16 protein-coding genes are annotated in these 18462 nt (G+C 35.6%); 14 read left to right on the top strand and 2 right to left on the bottom strand.

Annotation, left to right across the window (positions count from 1 at the left end; genetic code table 11):
• From IGK77_RS16105 to IGK77_RS16080, 6 genes are all read left to right on the top strand, one after another.
• A partial coding sequence (locus IGK77_RS16105; RefSeq protein WP_438713403.1) for a helix-turn-helix domain-containing protein occupies window positions 1-1182 on the top strand: 1182 nt, incomplete at its 5' end.
• Between the two features lie 55 nt (window positions 1183-1237).
• A complete protein-coding gene (locus tag IGK77_RS16100) occupies window positions 1238-2716 on the top strand; it encodes a helix-turn-helix domain-containing protein (RefSeq protein ID WP_409173956.1) in 1479 nt (492 codons plus the stop codon).
• 19 nt (window positions 2717-2735) lie between these two features.
• A complete protein-coding gene (locus tag IGK77_RS16095) occupies window positions 2736-3086 on the top strand; it encodes a DUF7006 family protein (RefSeq protein ID WP_169059293.1) in 351 nt (116 codons plus the stop codon).
• 379 nt (window positions 3087-3465) lie between these two features.
• Window positions 3466-4206: a trypsin-like serine peptidase gene (locus IGK77_RS16090; protein ID WP_169059294.1), complete on the top strand. Its 741-nt coding sequence runs from the start codon at window positions 3466-3468 to the stop codon at window positions 4204-4206.
• 267 nt (window positions 4207-4473) lie between these two features.
• Window positions 4474-4674: a cold-shock protein gene (locus IGK77_RS16085; RefSeq protein WP_071868074.1), complete on the top strand. Its 201-nt coding sequence runs from the start codon at window positions 4474-4476 to the stop codon at window positions 4672-4674.
• 66 nt (window positions 4675-4740) lie between these two features.
• Window positions 4741-4956 carry a DUF2187 family protein gene (locus tag IGK77_RS16080; RefSeq protein ID WP_137073137.1) on the top strand — a complete coding sequence of 72 codons (216 nt, stop codon included), beginning with the start codon at window positions 4741-4743 and terminating at the stop codon, window positions 4954-4956.
• A 167-nt stretch (window positions 4957-5123) separates the two neighbouring features.
• Here the strand turns inward: IGK77_RS16080 and IGK77_RS16075 are convergent, their stop codons facing one another.
• Both IGK77_RS16075 and IGK77_RS16070 read right to left on the bottom strand, forming a co-directional pair.
• Complete coding sequence (locus tag IGK77_RS16075) at window positions 5124-5705, bottom strand: recombinase family protein (RefSeq protein ID WP_438713402.1); 582 nt, start codon at window positions 5703-5705, stop codon at window positions 5124-5126.
• Window positions 5706-6249: 544 nt separating this feature from the next.
• Window positions 6250-6687 (bottom strand): MerR family transcriptional regulator, encoded by a 438-nt coding sequence (locus tag IGK77_RS16070; RefSeq protein WP_074802112.1) that lies wholly within the window; start codon window positions 6685-6687, stop codon window positions 6250-6252.
• Window positions 6688-6794: 107 nt separating this feature from the next.
• On the opposite strand from IGK77_RS16070, the gene IGK77_RS16065 reads away from it, so the two are divergent.
• From IGK77_RS16065 to IGK77_RS16030, 8 genes are all read left to right on the top strand, one after another.
• Entirely contained in the window at window positions 6795-7772 is a 978-nt protein-coding gene (locus IGK77_RS16065) for an alpha/beta hydrolase (protein ID WP_244063278.1), read from the top strand.
• Window positions 7773-7819: 47 nt separating this feature from the next.
• Window positions 7820-8560, top strand: coding sequence for a carboxymuconolactone decarboxylase family protein (locus tag IGK77_RS16060; protein WP_074802076.1), 741 nt, complete (start codon window positions 7820-7822; stop codon window positions 8558-8560).
• Window positions 8561-8571: 11 nt separating this feature from the next.
• Complete coding sequence (locus IGK77_RS16055) at window positions 8572-9156, top strand: acyltransferase (protein WP_373875951.1); 585 nt, start codon at window positions 8572-8574, stop codon at window positions 9154-9156.
• A 925-nt stretch (window positions 9157-10081) separates the two neighbouring features.
• The gene (locus IGK77_RS16050) at window positions 10082-11548 is read left to right on the top strand and encodes a helix-turn-helix domain-containing protein (RefSeq protein WP_074802078.1); all 1467 of its coding nucleotides are present in this window, start codon (window positions 10082-10084) and stop codon (window positions 11546-11548) included.
• Between the two features lie 288 nt (window positions 11549-11836).
• Entirely contained in the window at window positions 11837-12196 is a 360-nt protein-coding gene (locus IGK77_RS16045; RefSeq protein ID WP_074802080.1) for an LPXTG cell wall anchor domain-containing protein, read from the top strand.
• 4 nt (window positions 12197-12200) lie between these two features.
• Window positions 12201-13007 (top strand): WxL domain-containing protein, encoded by an 807-nt coding sequence (locus IGK77_RS16040; protein ID WP_074802082.1) that lies wholly within the window; start codon window positions 12201-12203, stop codon window positions 13005-13007.
• 80 nt (window positions 13008-13087) lie between these two features.
• Window positions 13088-14155 (top strand): DUF916 and DUF3324 domain-containing protein, encoded by a 1068-nt coding sequence (locus IGK77_RS16035; RefSeq protein WP_169059183.1) that lies wholly within the window; start codon window positions 13088-13090, stop codon window positions 14153-14155.
• A gap of 5 nt (window positions 14156-14160) precedes the next feature.
• The gene (locus IGK77_RS16030; protein WP_074802090.1) at window positions 14161-18450 is read left to right on the top strand and encodes a WxL domain-containing protein; all 4290 of its coding nucleotides are present in this window, start codon (window positions 14161-14163) and stop codon (window positions 18448-18450) included.
• The last annotated feature ends 12 nt before the right edge of the window (window positions 18451-18462 follow it).

The raw sequence follows: 18462 nt of genomic DNA, 5'->3' as shown, positions 1-18462 counted from the left end.
CAAACCTTAGCTAAACAGACTGGGTTTGGGCGACGGACGATTATTGAGGATATAAAGGTGATCAAGGACTATTTTGGTGAGCGGATCCATTTGATCGGCGATGAGAAGGGCTATCACTTTTCCTTTCTGAACCCTAAAGGGTATTATGAGGAGAAACAAGCGTTACTAAATGAAGAGAAACTTTTTCTTTTTGTGGATCAATTGGCTGCGGGAAAGTGTTTAGACAATCAACAGTGGATGGCGTATCTTGATGTGTCGAGTGCAAGCTTCCAACGGATGAAACGGCAGCTTCAAACGTTATTAACGACCTATTATGGGATAAAAATTGAATCTAAAACCAATCAATTATGGGGAGAAGAAGCGGGGATTCGCCAATTCCTTTATGATTTTTATTTCACCTTACCATTGTATCCTAGGTTTCTTTCAGAACATATTCAGGACCTACATCAGGAGAAAGTGGCGATTCAAGACGGACCTTGGCACCTAGATCAAACCTTGTTTAATCAATGGCTGAAACTAGCTAAGCAACGAGTCGACCAAGGACATTGCTTACAAGAACAAGTGGCACATAAACAAGCCCAAACAACTCTAATCCAGGCTTTGGATCAACAGGTGAGTGTGTTTCTGCCAGGACCAGAAAAAGCTGCGTTGTTTCTTCTCTCGTTAGATGAGAGTCAATTTTTGAACCCTTTGACACAACAGGCATTTACCCGCACATTTTCACCTGCGAGTGAGTATGAGTTACCGATGCATAAGACCGAAGGTCTGACTTATGGTTTTTTCGAAACACTCCTTTTTTTAATGGAGGCCTTTTTCCAGCTACCTACACTTGAAGCACCAGAACAAGTGCCATATGCAAACAGTGAGAAACCGTCTCCTTTAGAAGTACTCATGAAACGTTTTTTAGCTGAGAAGAAAAAATATAGCCAGACGATTTATGTTTCCTATCAGCTAGTAGGACCACGTGCTTTGACACGATGGCTCAAACAGGAAGTTGAAACGATTTTAAAAAAATCTGGCTTACAGGTGGTGGAAGCTGCCCAAATGAATCCACTTGGACTAGTACGTCATGTACAAATCGTGAATCAACCACAAGCTAGAAACGCTCGTGAAACGATTGAACTTCCCTATGTACCTAGCAAGGAGAAAATCGATGAAGTGCTCTCTGCATTTTCTGAGTAAAGATGAGTGAACGAGCATAAGAGGGAAATATTTGAAAAAGTGAGGGGGAAAAAAATTGCGTGAGTTTCAGATGGCGTTTATTACAAGCGCAGAGGTCAAGCGATGGATGCAGGTGTTAAGTGTGATGGAACAAGAACGGCGTTTTACGATTGGAGAGCTGAGTGAACGACTGGCTATTTCACAACGTACCTTGATAAAAGATATTCAAACATTCAAAAACCATTTTGGCACAAGCATCGAATTACGTTCGAATTATAGTGGGTATTATTTTGAAGAACGAAATCGTAGGGACTACCAAGAGAAAAAAGAACAACTGTTGGAAAACGAAGTGTTATTTGAAATCGTGGGAAATGTTTTTTGGGGAAAAGATTTTACAGTGGCTGACTTGGCTCACCAGCACAGTTATGCAGAGAGTACTTTACGAAGGTTTTTATCAAGAATCCGACCGGTATTAGCTGAGTATGAGTTAACATTGGCTTTTAACCCAGTCAATTTTTTAGGGGAAGAAGCCAATATCCGAAAGTTCTTTTTTGATTTTTATTATAGCAGTGAACAAACTCCGTATACAATCCGTCCGCCAGAAGACTTACATACGTTGGTCTTGAACGAACTGTCTGGCAAATTGGGAAAGTATGAATTGGGTACGGGAATCACGATTTCAGCCTTTTATTACCAGCTTTATATCGCAATGGTCCGAGTTCATCAAAACCATTTTATGTCCTTACCTGAATGGGTAAAAGTAAGCATTTATCAGGAAAAAGATTTTCAGTTGCTTTATTCTTTACAAGAAAGAATCAAAGATGAATACGAGATCTATCTATCAAAGGAAGAATTCGCTTGGATCCATTTATCGATTATTTCCAAACGGACGATCCATCGTGTGGACCAAGAACAAACTTTTAACCAACGATTCAACCGCTGGAAGGATCTTCAGTTCATCGTGTCAGATTATCTTTCTGATCCTTTCTTTGAACAATGGGATACGGATACTTTAGAACCGTTTATGACCTCTTTTTTCCTTTCGCGCTTGATGAATGAAGCAGTGAGTCCGGTGTTGAACAAAGAGCTAGAAGAAATCCATTGGATGGTAAAGAAAAGCGATAAACAGATTTATGAAGCCCATAAACAATTTCTCTTAAAACATGCCCGAGTACTCAGTTTTTCTGCCCGATATTTTGAAGATATCGTGATGAGTTTTACGGCATATATGAACTTATTGTTCCACTATTACCAACCGGTCAAAAAAGTTTTATTTTTATTAGAAGGTGACTATTTAGTGGTTCAATCCATCCGAATGCAGGCACGTGTACTATTAGGGGAATATCATAAGCTGTTGTTTATGCCGCTTCAGGAATTGACGCCGGAACATTTAAATGATGCACACGTTGATTTGATTGTAACGAACTATCGACCGTACCTTTTGGATTACGCTCTTGACACGGATTGCGTTCTTATGGGCAGTATCCCTACGGCGCAAGATTGGGCAAGAGTCAAGCATCAGTTGAATCCACTGATCGATCATGAAACATTTTAAAAGAAGGAAGGAAAAAACAATGCCTACATTTTTTACAAAAGAAGCGTATCTGGAGGGCTTTCAAAGTACCTTTGAAGAGGTAGAAAAACGAGCAAGTGAAGACCTAAAGGTCTATTTAAACACCCAGATCCAACGATTGGAGACCTTAGTAAGTCAGATCTGTCAGGAGAATTTTTGGGAACTATTGCCGGAGATCTTAGGAATCGATGCCAAGATGAGTCTAGTAGCAGATCTGATCGACTTTGATCACTGTTCAGATGTGGAAATCCTTCGAATCGTTGAAAGTGAATACTCCACCTACTTTAAAGAACTATGTGGGTACAATCGCAGTATGGACCCGAAACATTCCATGATTTTCAATGTGGTATGATGAATCAATGACTTGTAGACTATATTCAAGAACTGGAAAAGCTAACTTAGATGAGAGTGAAGTGAAAGATTGTTTTTTTATTTTTGTAATATCAGTACCTAACATTTTCCTTTTGTTGAAAAACGATAAAGTATTCTCAACGGTTATATAGATTATCGAAAGTTGTACGAAATCTTAGCCTATAAAATGTGTGTTTTTTCACAATGTGTTATATTTTAAGTATTCATAACTTCCATTAGCGAATGAATAAAAAATTAAGAGAATATTATTAGTTAAAGGTTGAAATCTAAATTTCTCTAAGGGGGATAAAAACAGTTGCTTAGTATATTTGATTAGAAAAAATAGTTATTATTAAATATATTTAAAGGAGAGAATAGTTATGCAGAATAGAAAGCCTAGAATATGGGGCCCTTTGTTCATCCTATTTTTCATAAACTTTATCAGTTTAAGTCCTATTGCACGAGCAGAAGAAACCGATTTCCATACAAGAGCAATACTACCTAATAATGATAGAACCCAAATAACAGATACTTCAGTAGAACCTTATCAGTCAGTATGTTTTATTTATGTGAATAATGCTACTCAAGGATCTGGTGTGGTAGTAGGGAAAAATGCTATCCTGACTAACAGACATGTTGCAGCTGCCGTAAATAATGGAGATCCAGCTAATATAAAAGTGAATGCAGCTCGAGTTTCTAGTACGGAATATAAAGAAACAACGTTTTATGGACAAGAAATAAAATATAGTCCAGATGGACAAGATTTAGCTATCGTTTATTTAAAACCTAATACAGAAGGTCTGAGTATAGGTGACGTTGTAACTCCAGCTAAATATGTAAATGATCCAATTACTACAGTTGGAACACCTATCAGAGTTATTGGTTATCCAGGAGATAAACCATGGGCTACCATGTGGGAGAGCAAAGGCGTATCTACGACTGAAACGACGAATCGAATTTATTACAATGCTAGTACTTTTGGAGGGAATTCAGGATCACCAGTGTTCAATAATCAAAATGAAGTAATCGGAATTCATTTTGGTGCTGTTAGTGGTGAAAATATGGCCGTTCGCTTTAAACCAAGTATTTATGAATTCATTAGAGAAAATGTTGAACCTTAAAAAATGTGATAAAAATATTTATCGAGGTAAATATTTATTTACAAGATATTTTTTAAAGAGCCTATTCATTTTTAATTTCCAGAGCGTACAATAAATGGCCAAATGTTTATAAAATTAGTATACCACCCAGTTGTATGGTATACTGAATATAGTGATATACTTTGAAACGTATTAAGAGTGCTATGCTTCCATTTATACTCTCCTTTTGCTTATCAAATATTTATTGCAACAAAACGCATACGTAGTGATGCACAAGGAGGAAATAGTATGAATAATGGTACAGTAAAATGGTTTAATGCAGATAAAGGTTTTGGTTTTATCACCGGAGAGAATGGCCAAGATGTCTTTGCTCATTTTTCTGCGATTCAAGCAGATGGCTACAAGTCTCTTGATGAAGGTCAAGCAGTCACCTTTGATACTGAAGAAGGTCAACGTGGCATGCAAGCCGTTAACATTTGCACAGCATAAATGATTTGTTCAACCGTCTCAAGCAATTGAGACGGTTTTTTTAATACTTAAAAAGGGGAGATTATTATGAGTTTTGGAAAGTGGAAACCAATAGAATCATCTATCGAAGGCTTGGCTTTTAAAGAAAATCAACAGGTGTCATTTAAACATAACAAGAAACAAGTCGTAGGAACCATCGTAACTCTGTTAAATAATTCGGCAGTTGTCACTTTAAGCATGGACAAAGTAACCGCTACTTCAGAAAAAACGGTGATCAATTACAAAAATTTAGTAGCTATCTGAATTAAGTGCTACCCGTTAAAAAAGGGACTATTAAATTTACCACAGCACTTCCTGATTTGAATAACTTAAATGCGTAGGCTCTTACTTTAGTAAGAGTTTTTTAATTAGTTAATGATTACTTGTCTATTTAGGGTATGCTACTGAAAAAATAAAGAAACACCTAAAGTTTACTTAGACGTTTCTTTATTTTTTTCTTCTATTCTATTAAGGTAACGATAAATAGTTGTTCGAGAAACATTCCAACGTTCTGCAATCGTCTTAATAGGCGTACCGTTATCAACTAAAGTTTTAAGTAGTTCTAGGTCTTGTTTCTTTAGTTTTTCAGGACGACCACCAAAACGTCCTCTTGCTCGTGCAGCCGCACGACCAGCAGCCGATCTTTCTAAAATCAAATTGCGCTCAAATTCGGCAAAAGCCGCAAACAAATGAAACATAAGTTGTCCAGTAGAGCTAGATTTGTCCATTGTAATATTTTCTTGAAGACTATGAAAACTCACACCACGTTCATTCAAACGATTGACGATCGAAATCAGATCTTCCATATTTCTTCCCAGCCGATCCAAACGCCAAACTACGAGAGTATCTCCAGAACGAACAAAATCGATGGCCATTTCTAATCCTGGTCGATTACTTTTTGCACCACTCATATGATCGGTAAAAATTTTCTCACAACCAAATTTATTTAAACTATCTTCTTGCAAATCTAAATTTTGTAATCCGGTTGACACCCGGGCGTATCCTATTTTCAAAAAAATCACTCCCAACTAAAGTCTATTGTAACATAACTTTATGCCAACGGTATAAATGAACATAGATTTTATGATGGGTTTGTGAACACTAAAAGTATAGAAAAACTTAAATTTAAGGTAAAAAAATGAAGTGTCCATAAACGCCTGATTTTATGAACACTTTATTTTGAAAAAAGAACTAAGAAAATTATTTTGAATAAATTTCTTAGTTCTTAAATATTTATAGTTTATGTCAAATAAAAAAATATACCATTTAAATAGAAAAATGACAAACGTTCGACAAGACCAACAACCGACTTGATGAAGTCAAAGAGCAAATTCCTGAACGGCAAGCATGAGGGCAACAAATCGAGGTGTTCTTGAAATAATTGGAGCAGGTTGGTGTGGTCGATCAATTCGATGATGATTTGTTTATTGGACTGATTGATAGTATTCAGGTTTCGAGGGATAAAACTGTGGTACGATTTAAGGATGAGAATGAGATGGAAGGTTAGGATAAAGAATGTCGCATGATCGTTTATAGAATCCCAAGCGACTTTCTTTCTTAATGCGAGTTGTCATAACTGATCTTGACCTCTTGAGGTAAGTCATCAGGAATTTGTGCTTGAACAGCGTTCTCATCCCCTTGTTTAATTGCCTCATCGTAGTACCAGCATTTGAATTTAATCATATCAAGCATTTTTTGCATCTGCTGAATTTCATTTTCAATCGTTTCTTTTTGACGTTCAAATAACTCTTTTCGCGTCTCAAAGGTTTCAGCTCCGAGTTTTGTCCACTCCATAAATTGTTTGATATCTTTTATTTCTAGTCCGGATTTTTTCAAACATTCAATGACACGTAGTGCTTCAATTTCATTTTCCGAAAATTTGCGGATTCCTGAAACTCGTTCTATTGTGGGGAATAATCCTTCTCTATCATAGTAACGAAGTGTAGAAATAGGAATATTGAACATTTTTGATATTTCACCAATTGAATAAGTCATAATACCTCCAAAATAATTTCGACGTAGTCCTTGACCTAAAGTCAAGTTTAGGTATTAGAATTATATTACCTTACAAAAGCAATGTCAATTTCAAGGAGGAAATCAACATGAAAGAAGAATTGAACATCACTCAAGAATGGGATAAAGTTTTCCCTCAAAGTAGTCAAGTAAACCATCACAAAGTAACCTTCCCTAATCGCTTTGGGATTACATTGGTTGCTGATTTGTATGAACCCAAAGTCCAAACAGGTAAGCTTCCGGCGATTGCAATTAGTGGGCCATTTGGTGCAGTCAAAGAACAATCATCAGGTCTTTATGCTCAAACGATGGCTGAACGAGGATTTTTAACAATTGCTTTCGATCCATCATTTACTGGAGAAAGCGGTGGCTTCCCTCGCAGCGTTGCATCAGGTGATATTAATACGGAGGACTTTCAGGCAGCAGTTGATTTCTTGTCTGTACAAGAAAATGTTGACCCAGAAAAGATTGGTTTAATTGGAATCTGTGGCTGGGGTGGGATGGCACTCAACGCAGCAGCAATTGACACCCGAGTGAAAGCTACAGTTGCTTCAACAATGTATGATATGTCCCGAGTGACTGCTAATGGTTATTTTGACTCAGTTGATGAGGATGTACGATATGAACTCCGGCAACAACTCAATGCCCAACGCATCGAAGATTTCAAAAATGGAGATTTTGCTCGAGCAGGTGGTGTCGTAGATCCATTGCCAGAGGATGCACCTTACTTCGTCAAAGATTATTTTGACTACTATAAAACAGATCGCGGCTATCACAAACGCTCATTGAACTCGAATGAAGGTTGGAATGTCACATCTTCGCTTTCATTACTGAATACCAAGTTGTTAGCCTACAGTGATGAAATCCGTAACGCTGTGTTAATTATCCATGGTGAGAAAGCTCACTCACGCTATTTTGGAGAGGATGCTTTCAAGAAGTTGCAAGGCGGTAACAAGGAATTGATGATCATTCCGGGAGCATCACATACTGACCTTTACGATCAGATGGGCATTATCCCATTTGATAAGATGACTGAATTCTTTAACCAGTATTTGGAAGTGAAATAGAATAAAGGTATAGGTACGGACGTAAAAAAAGAATGGAGGAAATGATAATGGTTGAAAAACAAACGGCAGGAAGAGATGCTTTAGGAGAATTTGCACCAAAATTTGCAGAATTGAATGATGATGTATTGTTTGGAGAAGTTTGGTCGAGAGATGATAAGCTTTCCTTAAAGACTCGCTCCATTGTAACAATTACGTCCCTGATTTCTAAAGGGATTGTTGATTCATCTTTGAGTTATCACTTGGAAACAGCTCGGAAAAATGGTGTGACACAAACAGAAATGGCTGAGATTTTAACCCACCTTGCTTTTTATGCAGGGTGGCCTAATGCTTGGGCAGCCTTTCGTTTGGCAAAAGAAGTCTATGCGGATGATTTGAATGAAGAAGAGCACGGTGGCTTCTTTGGACAAGGCAAACCTAATACGGCTTATGCGCAATATTTCATTGGTCAAAGCTATTTGAAGCCACTGACTAATCCTGAAGAGACAATTTTTATCGCCAATGTTACATTTGAGCCTGCTTGTCGCAATAATTGGCATATCCATCATGCCAAATCTGGTGGAGGTCAAATCTTGATTTGTGTAGATGGTGAAGGCTGGTATCAAGAAGAAGGGAAACTTGCTCAAAGTTTGAAACCAGGAGATGTTGTGACAATTCCGGCAGGTGTCAAACATTGGCATGGTGCTAAGAAAGACTCTTGGTTTAGTCATCTAGCTGTTGAAGTGCCTGGTGATGAAACGTCAAATGAGTGGCTGGAACCGGTAACTGACGAAATGTATGATAACCTTTAGGAGTGATTTAAGTGGAAGTTAGAATTCAGGATATCATTAAAGCATATGGAACTAAGGATGAGACCTCACCGAATATAGCAGCATATGCGAATGAGCTGTATCAAGAAGCAATCAAAATTGGCATGGAAATGAATACCGCATACCATACGCCGGAAGAACTTCGTGAGATTATGAGTCGCTTAATCGGAAAAGAAATAGATGAAAGTTTTCGAGTTTTCCCACCGTTCTATACAGATTTTGGGAAAAATATCACGCTTGGTAAGAATGTCTTTATCAACTCTGGAACTCATTTTCAAGACCAAGGAGGCATTGTGATAGGAGATGGTGCCTTCATAGGGCACAACGTAGTACTCGCTACAATCAATCACGACTTATACCCCAAGAATAATCGCAAAAACCATTATGCGCCCATTGTTTTGAAGGATAACGTCTGGATTGGTTCAAACGCCACGATTACTTCTGGTGTGACAATTGGCGAGTGGTCAGTAGTCGCAGCAGGTGCAGTCGTAACAAAAGATGTGCCACCATATAGTATTGTTGGTGGTGTACCCGCAAGAGTCTTAAAGATAATTGATCCAGAAGGAGACAACGACTAATTAACCAAAAAGGAATCGACCTTGCATCTTCGCATGCGGGAACGATTCCTTTTTTCGTACTCACAAATACGCTTAAATCCACAACCATCGCTAAACTTTTACAAACTCCCTACTACTTTGTAAAAGTGCAACAAGGCAAAATGTAATTGTATCGCTAAGAACGTCTAAATAGAAGCACTGTGTACATGAACCGTACGCACAGTGTTGTTGGGATATGCTACTAATGGCTCTTTCTTTACATGATTCAAATAATAGAATATTACTTAAGATGAATATACCTGACTATAATAGGTAATCTTTAAGTCGTACTTAAATATATTGATCCAGCAAAGAGGAAATTTGGACTATCCATTATTCCAGATAAAAGAATTTATATAGAATGTAGAAAATAATAGGATATTTAGTGTTCACACGACGATTCTAAGATCACTTAGAATTAATTAGACCTGTAGTTGGTTAAACAAGGAGAATAAAACGGTCTCCAAATTGTCATTTATTACTAAAAATTTTTGCCATTTAAAAAGAAAAGTGACAATCGAGATTTTTCAATGATTGGCTAGCGTCTATTTAGGGTACACTCTAATAATACGCATAAGTAATATTATACTAATAAAAAGTATAGTAGCTTATAGATAATTATTTGAGATTATTTAATGATTTTATTTAGTATGTATATTACGTATAACTAAATCTGGATTAAAAAAAAGCTTTATTAAATTCTTTTATATGCTATGACTAAACTTTTTTTATTGAATTAAATAATATTAAGAATAGTATAAGGCTAAGAGTTACTTTGAGATAACTAAATAGAGAATATATATTATAATAAAACTATTAAATAATCGTATTATTATTTTCAATTTACAACAAATAGATTTATAAGTTACAAGAGTAAAGTTCTAATGATGAGTTGGGGGAGTATACAATGAAGGAATTTCAGTTAGAATTTTTAAGTAATAAAAAAAATAAGCGTTGGTTAACTATATTAAATTTTTTAGAACTATCTGAAGTAATTTCTTCAACGGATTTATCGAAAGCCATAGGAGTTGCAGAAAGAACAATAATATTAGATGTAAATCAAATAAAAAATGAAATTTCAAAATACTCAGAAATTACTTCATTTCATACGGGATATACTCTAAAAATAAAAAATATGGAGAAATACTTATCTTTTAAGAAAGAGCTATTGAGTCAGGAACCTTTGTTTATCATTTTAGAAAATATTTTTTATAGTAATCTTTATTCTATTGATGAATGGTCCGATAAATTATATATTTCTAAAACAACATTAGTGAGATATTTAACTAAAGTAGAGGATATTTTTACTAAATATAAGCTTTCAATACAATATAACCCCTTGAATTTTGTCGGTTCGGAAGTAAATATACGTAAATTTTTTGTAGATTTCTACTATATTTCTAATTATACTCCTCATACTGTCTTTCCAGATTTGAAGGTAGTAGAACTTGCAGAAACTTTATTTAAAAATGAAAAATTTCAAAATAATACTTCTATTACTTCTTTAGAGCTTGCATATTATATATATATATCGATTGAAAGATCCTTGCAAGGTCATATTGTTTCATTGTCAAAAGAAAGTAATAAGATATATATCAATAATAATAACAATGAATTTGAAAAATTAGATAGGTATGTGTATATGGTCTATAATCACCAATTACCTGTCGATGAGTTAGCTTATATTTATTATCTATATATTAGTAACCGAACGACAAATCAATCAAAAGAATTAGAATTCTGTCATCAATTTTCAAGTTATTTTCAAATAGATAGTTTAGTAAAAAAAATTTTTAATGACCAAAGAATATTTAGTGAAAACAAGCAACTAGATTTTATTTTTCTAACCTCATTTTTTACGTCTGTCAAAATAAAACATTTATTGTCATCAGTCTATTTGATGAATATAACTGATCATACTACAGATAGTATAAATTATAATTTAGTAGCGTATGAAAATTTATATCCGTACGTTCAACTAGTACTTAAAAAATTGAAAATAGACATTTATAAAGAGGATATTGTTAGTAATTTTTTAAGATTAAGACAAACGCTGAGAGATATATATGTAAAGAAACAAAAAAATATCGTGTTTTTACTAGAAGGTGATACGTTTATTAGACAAAACATTAAAGCAAAAGCAACTAAATATTTTTCATTTCATAATTTATTTTTTATAGATAAAATGTATTTTGAAAATTTTATGGAATCTAATTACATCGACATAGTCGTTACCAATTATAGTGAATATTTTGAAAATATATCGACAAAAAAATATATATTATTTAATACAATACCTAATATTAATGATTGGGAGACTTTATTAATTGAAATTAGCTCAAAAGAAGATCTTGAATTTCTTCTAAAAAAATAAAATTCTTTTAGAAAATAGCTTTAGTAGGTAAATGTAAGGAATCTTATCAATAATCAGTCTGAGAGAAAACCGTCTCAGGTGGATTCTTTGAATAAAAATTGTATTGGTAGAAAACAAGATTTTTTCTACCAATACTACATATAAAATAAATAAAACCGTAATTATCATACATGCCTGATAATTACGGTTTTATTTGTGAATTATTTATAGTTATTCTAATTAAGAAGATTAAGAAGTTAATTAAAATTAGTTTCTTAATTATTCAAAGACTTATAAAGGAGGAGGGATATGAAATACAAAAAAAAATACATACTAAGTATGGGTATGTTACTGATTCAATTTTATGCACCACTAGTTGTTTATGGGGCAGAGGTACGTTCGGCGGAAACTGAAGGGGCCATTGGTTTTACTGGTGTATATGAAACACCTGGAACACCAGTTCCGGCACCAGAAGCTGAGGTCAAACCAGATTTACCAAAAGAAATTTCCCAGCAACCGTCAGATACCGAACACGGAATATCCAGAAGATTACCGAAAACAAATGAGGAACAGAAGAGTATATGGACAAATTTTGGTCTTCTGTTGATCATAGCAACACTTGGCTTTTGGCTATGGAAAAAAGAAAAAAATGAAGAAAGTAGGATTTAAATAAATGAAATTTGTTAGATTAGCAACCATTGCAGCAGTAACATCCACAATTTTTGTCGGGGGTATCACAGCCTTCGCAGAAGAAGTACGTAATGTAACAACTGATGGAACAATTGAATTTACAGCGAATGAGGATGAAGAATTAGTCGTTGTTCCACCAGAAGAAGGTCCAGATGTAGAAATTTCTCCTGAAGTACCAGGAACCACAGGACCTTTATCCATCATGAAAGCTGCAACGATGAATTTCGGTTCACAAGTTATCTCTAATCAAGATCAAACCTACAATATGATTGCAGAAAAGCAACAAAAAACGGGCACGACTGGTGAAGAAAACAAAGTCCCTTATGTAAGTTTTGCGCAAGTACAAGATGTGCGTGGAACGAATGCTGGTTGGGATCTGCAAGTACGTATGACCGACTTTAAAGCAACGAATGAAACAGTCAATGATACATTGCTTGGTGCAGAGATTTCATTGTTGAATCCAAGAATCCAGTACGAAGGAAGTACGCCTGAGAATGCGCCAGTGGCTCATACGGATGGATTGAAATTGATACCAAATGCTTCTTCTGTATCAGTAATGACAGCAGAAAAAGATAAAGGCGCAGGTGTCTCTTCAGTCGTTTGGGGCAACCAAGCAAACTTAGATGCACAAGAGGCGGACGATGCTACTGACGTAGTAACAAATGATGCGATCCAATTATTTGTTCCTGGTTCTACAGCAAAAGATGCGACACAATACAAATCAACACTAACTTGGGAATTATCCACTACACCTGATAGTAGCGGTGTAGATGAAGAGAACGAAGCATAGTCTTTACGAAACTTATATAAGTACATGGAGTAGCGTTACAAGTTTGTAGCGCTACTCTCTTCAAAGGAAGGGGTAGAAGAATGAACAAAACAAATACATATCGAAAAAATAAAATCCATCAAGCAGGGATCATACTGCTCATGTTATTGGTTAGTTTTTTGTCATCGATGCGTGTGGGCGCAGAAGAAGAAACATTGAATTTTTATGTGACACCGGAGTTCTCAGAAAATCAAAAGTCAGGAAATGATCGTTATTTTCAATTGAATCTTGCACCAAATACGACAGAAAAACTCACGCTGAAACTACAAAATGCCAATGCAAAAGCAAAGAAAATCCAAATTACTCCACATACTGCTTATACCAACGTGATGGGAGTAGTAGAATACGGACAAGACGCGGATAAAGCAGATCCAACACTCAAACATTCACTGGCTGAGTTGATTGAACAACCAAAAATCCTTGAACTTGCTGGAAATGAAACAAAGACCGTTACGCTTGACTTGAACATGCCTACAGAAGAATTTGAAGGATTATTAGCGGGTGGATTACGAGTGTCAGAAGTCAAAGAAGAAGCATCAGAAGAAACGAGTAATGAAGAGGGTGTCGCCATCCAAAATGAGTTTGCGTATATCATAGGTGTAGTTGTGAGCAACAAACAAAATGCTGTACAACCGGATTTAGAGTTGTTAGATGTTTTTGCTGATCAACTCAACTATCGCAATGTGATCAGTGCGAATCTACAAAACTTCACACCGACCTTCGTGAATCGCTTAGAAGTCGAAGCTACGGTTCAAAAAGTGGGCGAAGAAGAGATTTTATACCAAGCAAGTCAAGAACAAATGCAAATGGCACCAAACTCCAATTTCAACTTTCCGATCTCTTTAGAAGGTGATCGTTTTCGCAGTGGTGACTATTTATTGAAAATGACGGCACGTTCAGGAGAAGAGGAATGGCAATGGGAAAAAACCTTTACGATCGAAGCAGATGAAGCACGAGCATTGAATCAGAAAGATGTCACAATCGATACGAGCATTAATTGGTGGATGATTGGCTCAATTACTTTACTTGTTTTATTACTTGGAATCGTTCTTTATCCACTAATTAAAAAAAAGCTAGAGCAAACGAACAAGATAAGTAAGAAGGAGTGAATGTAATGACTACAAGATTAAGAAGGGCGATACTTTTGTTGGGAACGGCAATTTTAATGATGCAATCAGTATCCATATCAGGCAGTATGGTTTCCGCAGATACATCGATGGATACCGAGGAACATGAACTAGTGGAACTACTGTCTGTTCAAAACTCCTTAGAAGAACTATTCAGTGATCCTCACTTTTTCTTTCCTCAATCTCAATTACAAGGGAAGGTAGAAGAACCCTTACAAGTGACATTCTTTTCGGATAAAGAAGTTTCAGAGGCGCGAGTTATCTTACCCAAAGAAGCAACGATCATCAAAGAGCAATTGCCAGAAGGGATTTCAGTCGAACAAGGAGAGCAATCTCATGAATGGATTATTCATTCAGAACGTATTCAAACTAAGTTTGGCCTTCCTTTAGTATTTGACACAGCAGGTAGTTATGAAGTGTTTGTAGAAGAAGTAAATGCAACTATTGAGATTCAACAAGATAAGAGCAATAACATCATGGATTCAACACAAGATGTAGAGCAACCTGATAATTCTGTAAAAGATGAAGAGAAAGATCATAATGATAAAACAATCGATGAAGATGCTTCTGATGAAAATACAGATGGAGATGAGGGCATAGATACATCAGCACCATTATTGGATCAACCTGTTGATGATGTTGAAGAAAAGATAATCAACCATACACATTTTGATGGAGAAACCATTGAAGTCAATACATTTGAAGAATTTCGCTTAGCCGTTGCTAATCCTGAAATTGGAGTTATTGAGGTGCGTGATAATCTGAATCGAAGCGACACTGGTGTATCAACAGCAATTGGCTCAATAGATCGAAGCTTATTAGTCAAAGGAAATGGTCACTCAATTAATTTTGGCGCTGACAATGGTAGTTTAGTTTTATCTGGCTATTCAGAGAGTACAAAAAGAACATTACGTTTTGAAAATACTACACTTTCAAAAATTGGGCAACGACCAATATTTGAAAGTACAGATACTGATAGTTATAACTGGGTAGTTGAATTAGAAAACATTGGAGAATCATCTATAAATAGATCTCCATTAATTCTTGCACGTAGAGCTAAGATTCATTTCACAGGAGGAGTAAATAAGTTTGAAAATACCCAATCAGCTTCAGATACATTTATTAATGTCACAGATATAGAGGTTAGCGGTTCATCAGAAGTAAATATTGAAAAAGCGAATACTTATATATTTTATACGGCTCCTGATATGCCCAATCCAAGTATAAATATTAATGACAACTCTTATGTAAATATTAAAACTTTAGCAGGGACAGCAAATGTAATCGATATGAGGGGAGAAAACGCAAAATTCAATTTAGAGAATTCTAGTTTAACTATAGATGCTATAGGAACAACAGCGCAGCCTTCTAATACAAGTAATAATGTAATTACTTTACCAGGGGCAAGACCAACAGTTAGTATCAGCGGACAAAGCAATCTGACTGTGAGAAGCACTGCCTCTAAAAGAGGACTGCATCTATCTGGAGATAATCCTAAACTATTGGTAGAAAACTCGGAGTTATCGGTCACATCCGAAACGCAATCAGCAGTGAACTTAGAGGGAACTGGTGCTGATATAAAGCTTAATGATAGTCATGTTAATGTCAATACTACAATAGGATATGGTATAAATTTAAGGGGAAATACTATTAATTTTCATGCATCAAAAAGTGAGATTGATATCAAAACTACAGGTTCTGCAAATGGAATAACTATGAATGGGCAAGACTCTTCTCTGGAGATTTTGGATAATAGTGCAATCTCTATAGAGGGTGGAGTTGGTGTGCATGAAAATATCTTAGTAGGAAATGGAAATGCGAATCCATCATTAAAAGTAAGTGATAACTCTAACATATCAATCAGTGCACGGAGCAACTCAAACACTGCAGCAGATGGAAATAACAATGCTATAAGAATTGATGGGGCTTCACCTATTTTAGAAGTTTCAAAAAATTCAAAGATATCTATTGATGTTCTTTCAGGAGGACGTAGAAGCATATTTATGAATGGTGAATCTGCAGTTTTTACGGTAGATAATAATTCTGAAATTCTAAGCAATAATTTGTATGGTACTTCTATAGGAATGAGTACAGCGAATGCTGAAGTTACTATAGATAATTTTTCGAAAATAAACATTGAGAGCTCAGCAAGAAGAAATAATCCTTTAATTAATTTTGCTGGAGGTTCAAATAATCTATCTATAAAAAATAATGCATCAGTTTTCACAAAACATGTTGAATTTGATAACCCTGGTAATAATACTCGTGCCATATCCATGGCTGGTTCCAATAATAACATTAGTATTACAAGCGGGGGAAATCTAGATTTAGATAATACTCATTATACCGACCGTCCGAGTAGTGGATCTATTTCAGAAAATTTTTCTACTGTCTATCTTGGCAATGGAAACAATAGTTTTAGTATTGATAACAATGGCGCAGAGGGAACTAGATCACAATTACGATTAATAAATGATTATGCATCAGCTTTGCATTCTGCTGGTGGACATCTAACGTTTAATCAAAATCCAGATACAGTTTTTTATGCAGAAGGATCTTCAAATAGTACTCGTGAATATGGTGTTTTCGTGGCAGAAGATACCATGGAATTCAATGTAGATTCTCCATACTATTTCGACTTTAAGAATGTAAGACAAGCCGGAGGAGATATTTTCGGAACGAAAGCTGGTTCTCATTTAAATATTACTAATACCTTTTTTTCTGCATGGTCAACAGGAAGCCATTTTGATAGTGATCCTGATATCGGTTTCTTTAAAAAAATTGATGTCTCTTATGAAGGTCGGGATTTTGCTTCTGCTTCTTCGAACAATAACCCTGATCTTTCAACATCTTTACCTGGACTGTCAGGAAGAGTATCTAGAATATCAGCTAATAACTCAAAACCTATTTTTGAAGGATTTAGACAGCCGACGAATGCTGATAAATCATTTATAGCTGAGTTTTCTTATAAAGAGGGATTAGATGATATAAGAGAAGCTGGTACGAATGAAATTACAGCCGAAATAAAAGTTACAGATCCTGATAATAATTCTAGAAATTATACAGCTTCTACCGTAGGAAATGAATCTCCAATTAAAACTTGGGAAGAAAAAGAAGCTAATGATCCGGGGAAAGGAGGAAGAATATTATTTGAATTTGAAGACCTTCTAAAAAAAGGAACTACCATTGAATTTGTATCAATCAGCAGAGGATCGAATGAAGGGGCAATCTATTTGTCAGAAGAAGAATTAGAATTAATTAGCCCAATAACAGTATTGAATGTAACTCCACCGGAATTAGTTGACTTCGGGCATAATATAAAATTAACTACTAATACTAATACTATCGAGGCATTTCCAAACTCAATAAACATTCCTGGAAATAATGCTTTATTATATATTAATAATCAATTTATAGAAAAACAACAAGTTAAAAATGATGGTAGTTTTTCTTTTGAACTCAAAAGTAAGCTAATGGAGGGGGATGAAGTACAAGTATCAATGGAAGACAACGAAGGAGTCTTGATTGATAATTTTAGTACTATTGATAGTGTTTTTAAAAGGCCTGAAACTAATAGTGATTATGGGAATAGAAATCCGATAGCAAATGATTATACTTATCATGATGCAATATTTAAAAAAGCTAAAACATATATTGTTGAGCTCTCAGATAATGTTTTACCGGTAGATCCTTTGGATCCTGAAATAGAAGTGACTCCAGAAAATCCACCAGTTCTTCCAGAAGAACAAGGTCCACTAAGTATCGATTTTGCCTCTCGCTTCAATTTTGGAGAACAGAATATCTCCGTCAAAGATAAAACATATTATGCGCAACCGCAACGTTTACTGAACGAAGACGGAACGGTCAATGAAACACAAGATCGCCCAAATTATATTCAGATTAGTGATCGACGTCCAGAATCTAAGCGAAACGGTTGGGAATTAGCGGTTACACAAAATGAACAGTTTAAAGGCAAAGAGAACCAAATGCTTAATGGAGCTAGTTTAATTCTGTCAAACCAACAAGTCGTTACTGCTCAAGGTGGAACGGAACCAGGACTCCAATTTACTGTTCCATGTAGGTTAGTACCTGGAAATCGGCGGACGTTACTTAAAGCACAAGGGAATGAGGGGACAGGTACTTGGATCTATCGTTTCGGTGATAGCGAGACGGCAGGAGAAAGTGTCAGTCTGTATGTACCTAAAGGAACCAATCCAGAAGCAACCAGTTATTCGACAACGTTGACATGGGAATTAAGTGCAGTTCCTGACAATTAGAAAAGAGTATCA

It is taken from the genome of Enterococcus sp. DIV0806c, assembly GCF_051710905.1.
Lineage (GTDB): Bacteria > Bacillota > Bacilli > Lactobacillales > Enterococcaceae > Enterococcus_B > Enterococcus_B mundtii.
This window is presented reverse-complemented; position numbering and strand designations above follow the sequence as displayed.

Coding starts and splice junctions, on each gene's coding strand:
- IGK77_RS16095 (WP_169059293.1), top strand. CDS start 2,736: ATGCCTACATTTTTTACAAAAGAAGCGTATCTGGAGGGCTTTCAAAGT.
- IGK77_RS16090 (WP_169059294.1), top strand. CDS start 3,466: ATGCAGAATAGAAAGCCTAGAATATGGGGCCCTTTGTTCATCCTATTT.
- IGK77_RS16085 (WP_071868074.1), top strand. CDS start 4,474: ATGAATAATGGTACAGTAAAATGGTTTAATGCAGATAAAGGTTTTGGT.
- IGK77_RS16080 (WP_137073137.1), top strand. CDS start 4,741: ATGAGTTTTGGAAAGTGGAAACCAATAGAATCATCTATCGAAGGCTTG.
- IGK77_RS16070 (WP_074802112.1), bottom strand. CDS start 6,687: ATGACTTATTCAATTGGTGAAATATCAAAAATGTTCAATATTCCTATT.
- IGK77_RS16065 (WP_244063278.1), top strand. CDS start 6,795: ATGAAAGAAGAATTGAACATCACTCAAGAATGGGATAAAGTTTTCCCT.
- IGK77_RS16060 (WP_074802076.1), top strand. CDS start 7,820: ATGGTTGAAAAACAAACGGCAGGAAGAGATGCTTTAGGAGAATTTGCA.
- IGK77_RS16050 (WP_074802078.1), top strand. CDS start 10,082: ATGAAGGAATTTCAGTTAGAATTTTTAAGTAATAAAAAAAATAAGCGT.
- IGK77_RS16045 (WP_074802080.1), top strand. CDS start 11,837: ATGAAATACAAAAAAAAATACATACTAAGTATGGGTATGTTACTGATT.
- IGK77_RS16040 (WP_074802082.1), top strand. CDS start 12,201: ATGAAATTTGTTAGATTAGCAACCATTGCAGCAGTAACATCCACAATT.
- IGK77_RS16035 (WP_169059183.1), top strand. CDS start 13,088: ATGAACAAAACAAATACATATCGAAAAAATAAAATCCATCAAGCAGGG.
- IGK77_RS16030 (WP_074802090.1), top strand. CDS start 14,161: ATGACTACAAGATTAAGAAGGGCGATACTTTTGTTGGGAACGGCAATT.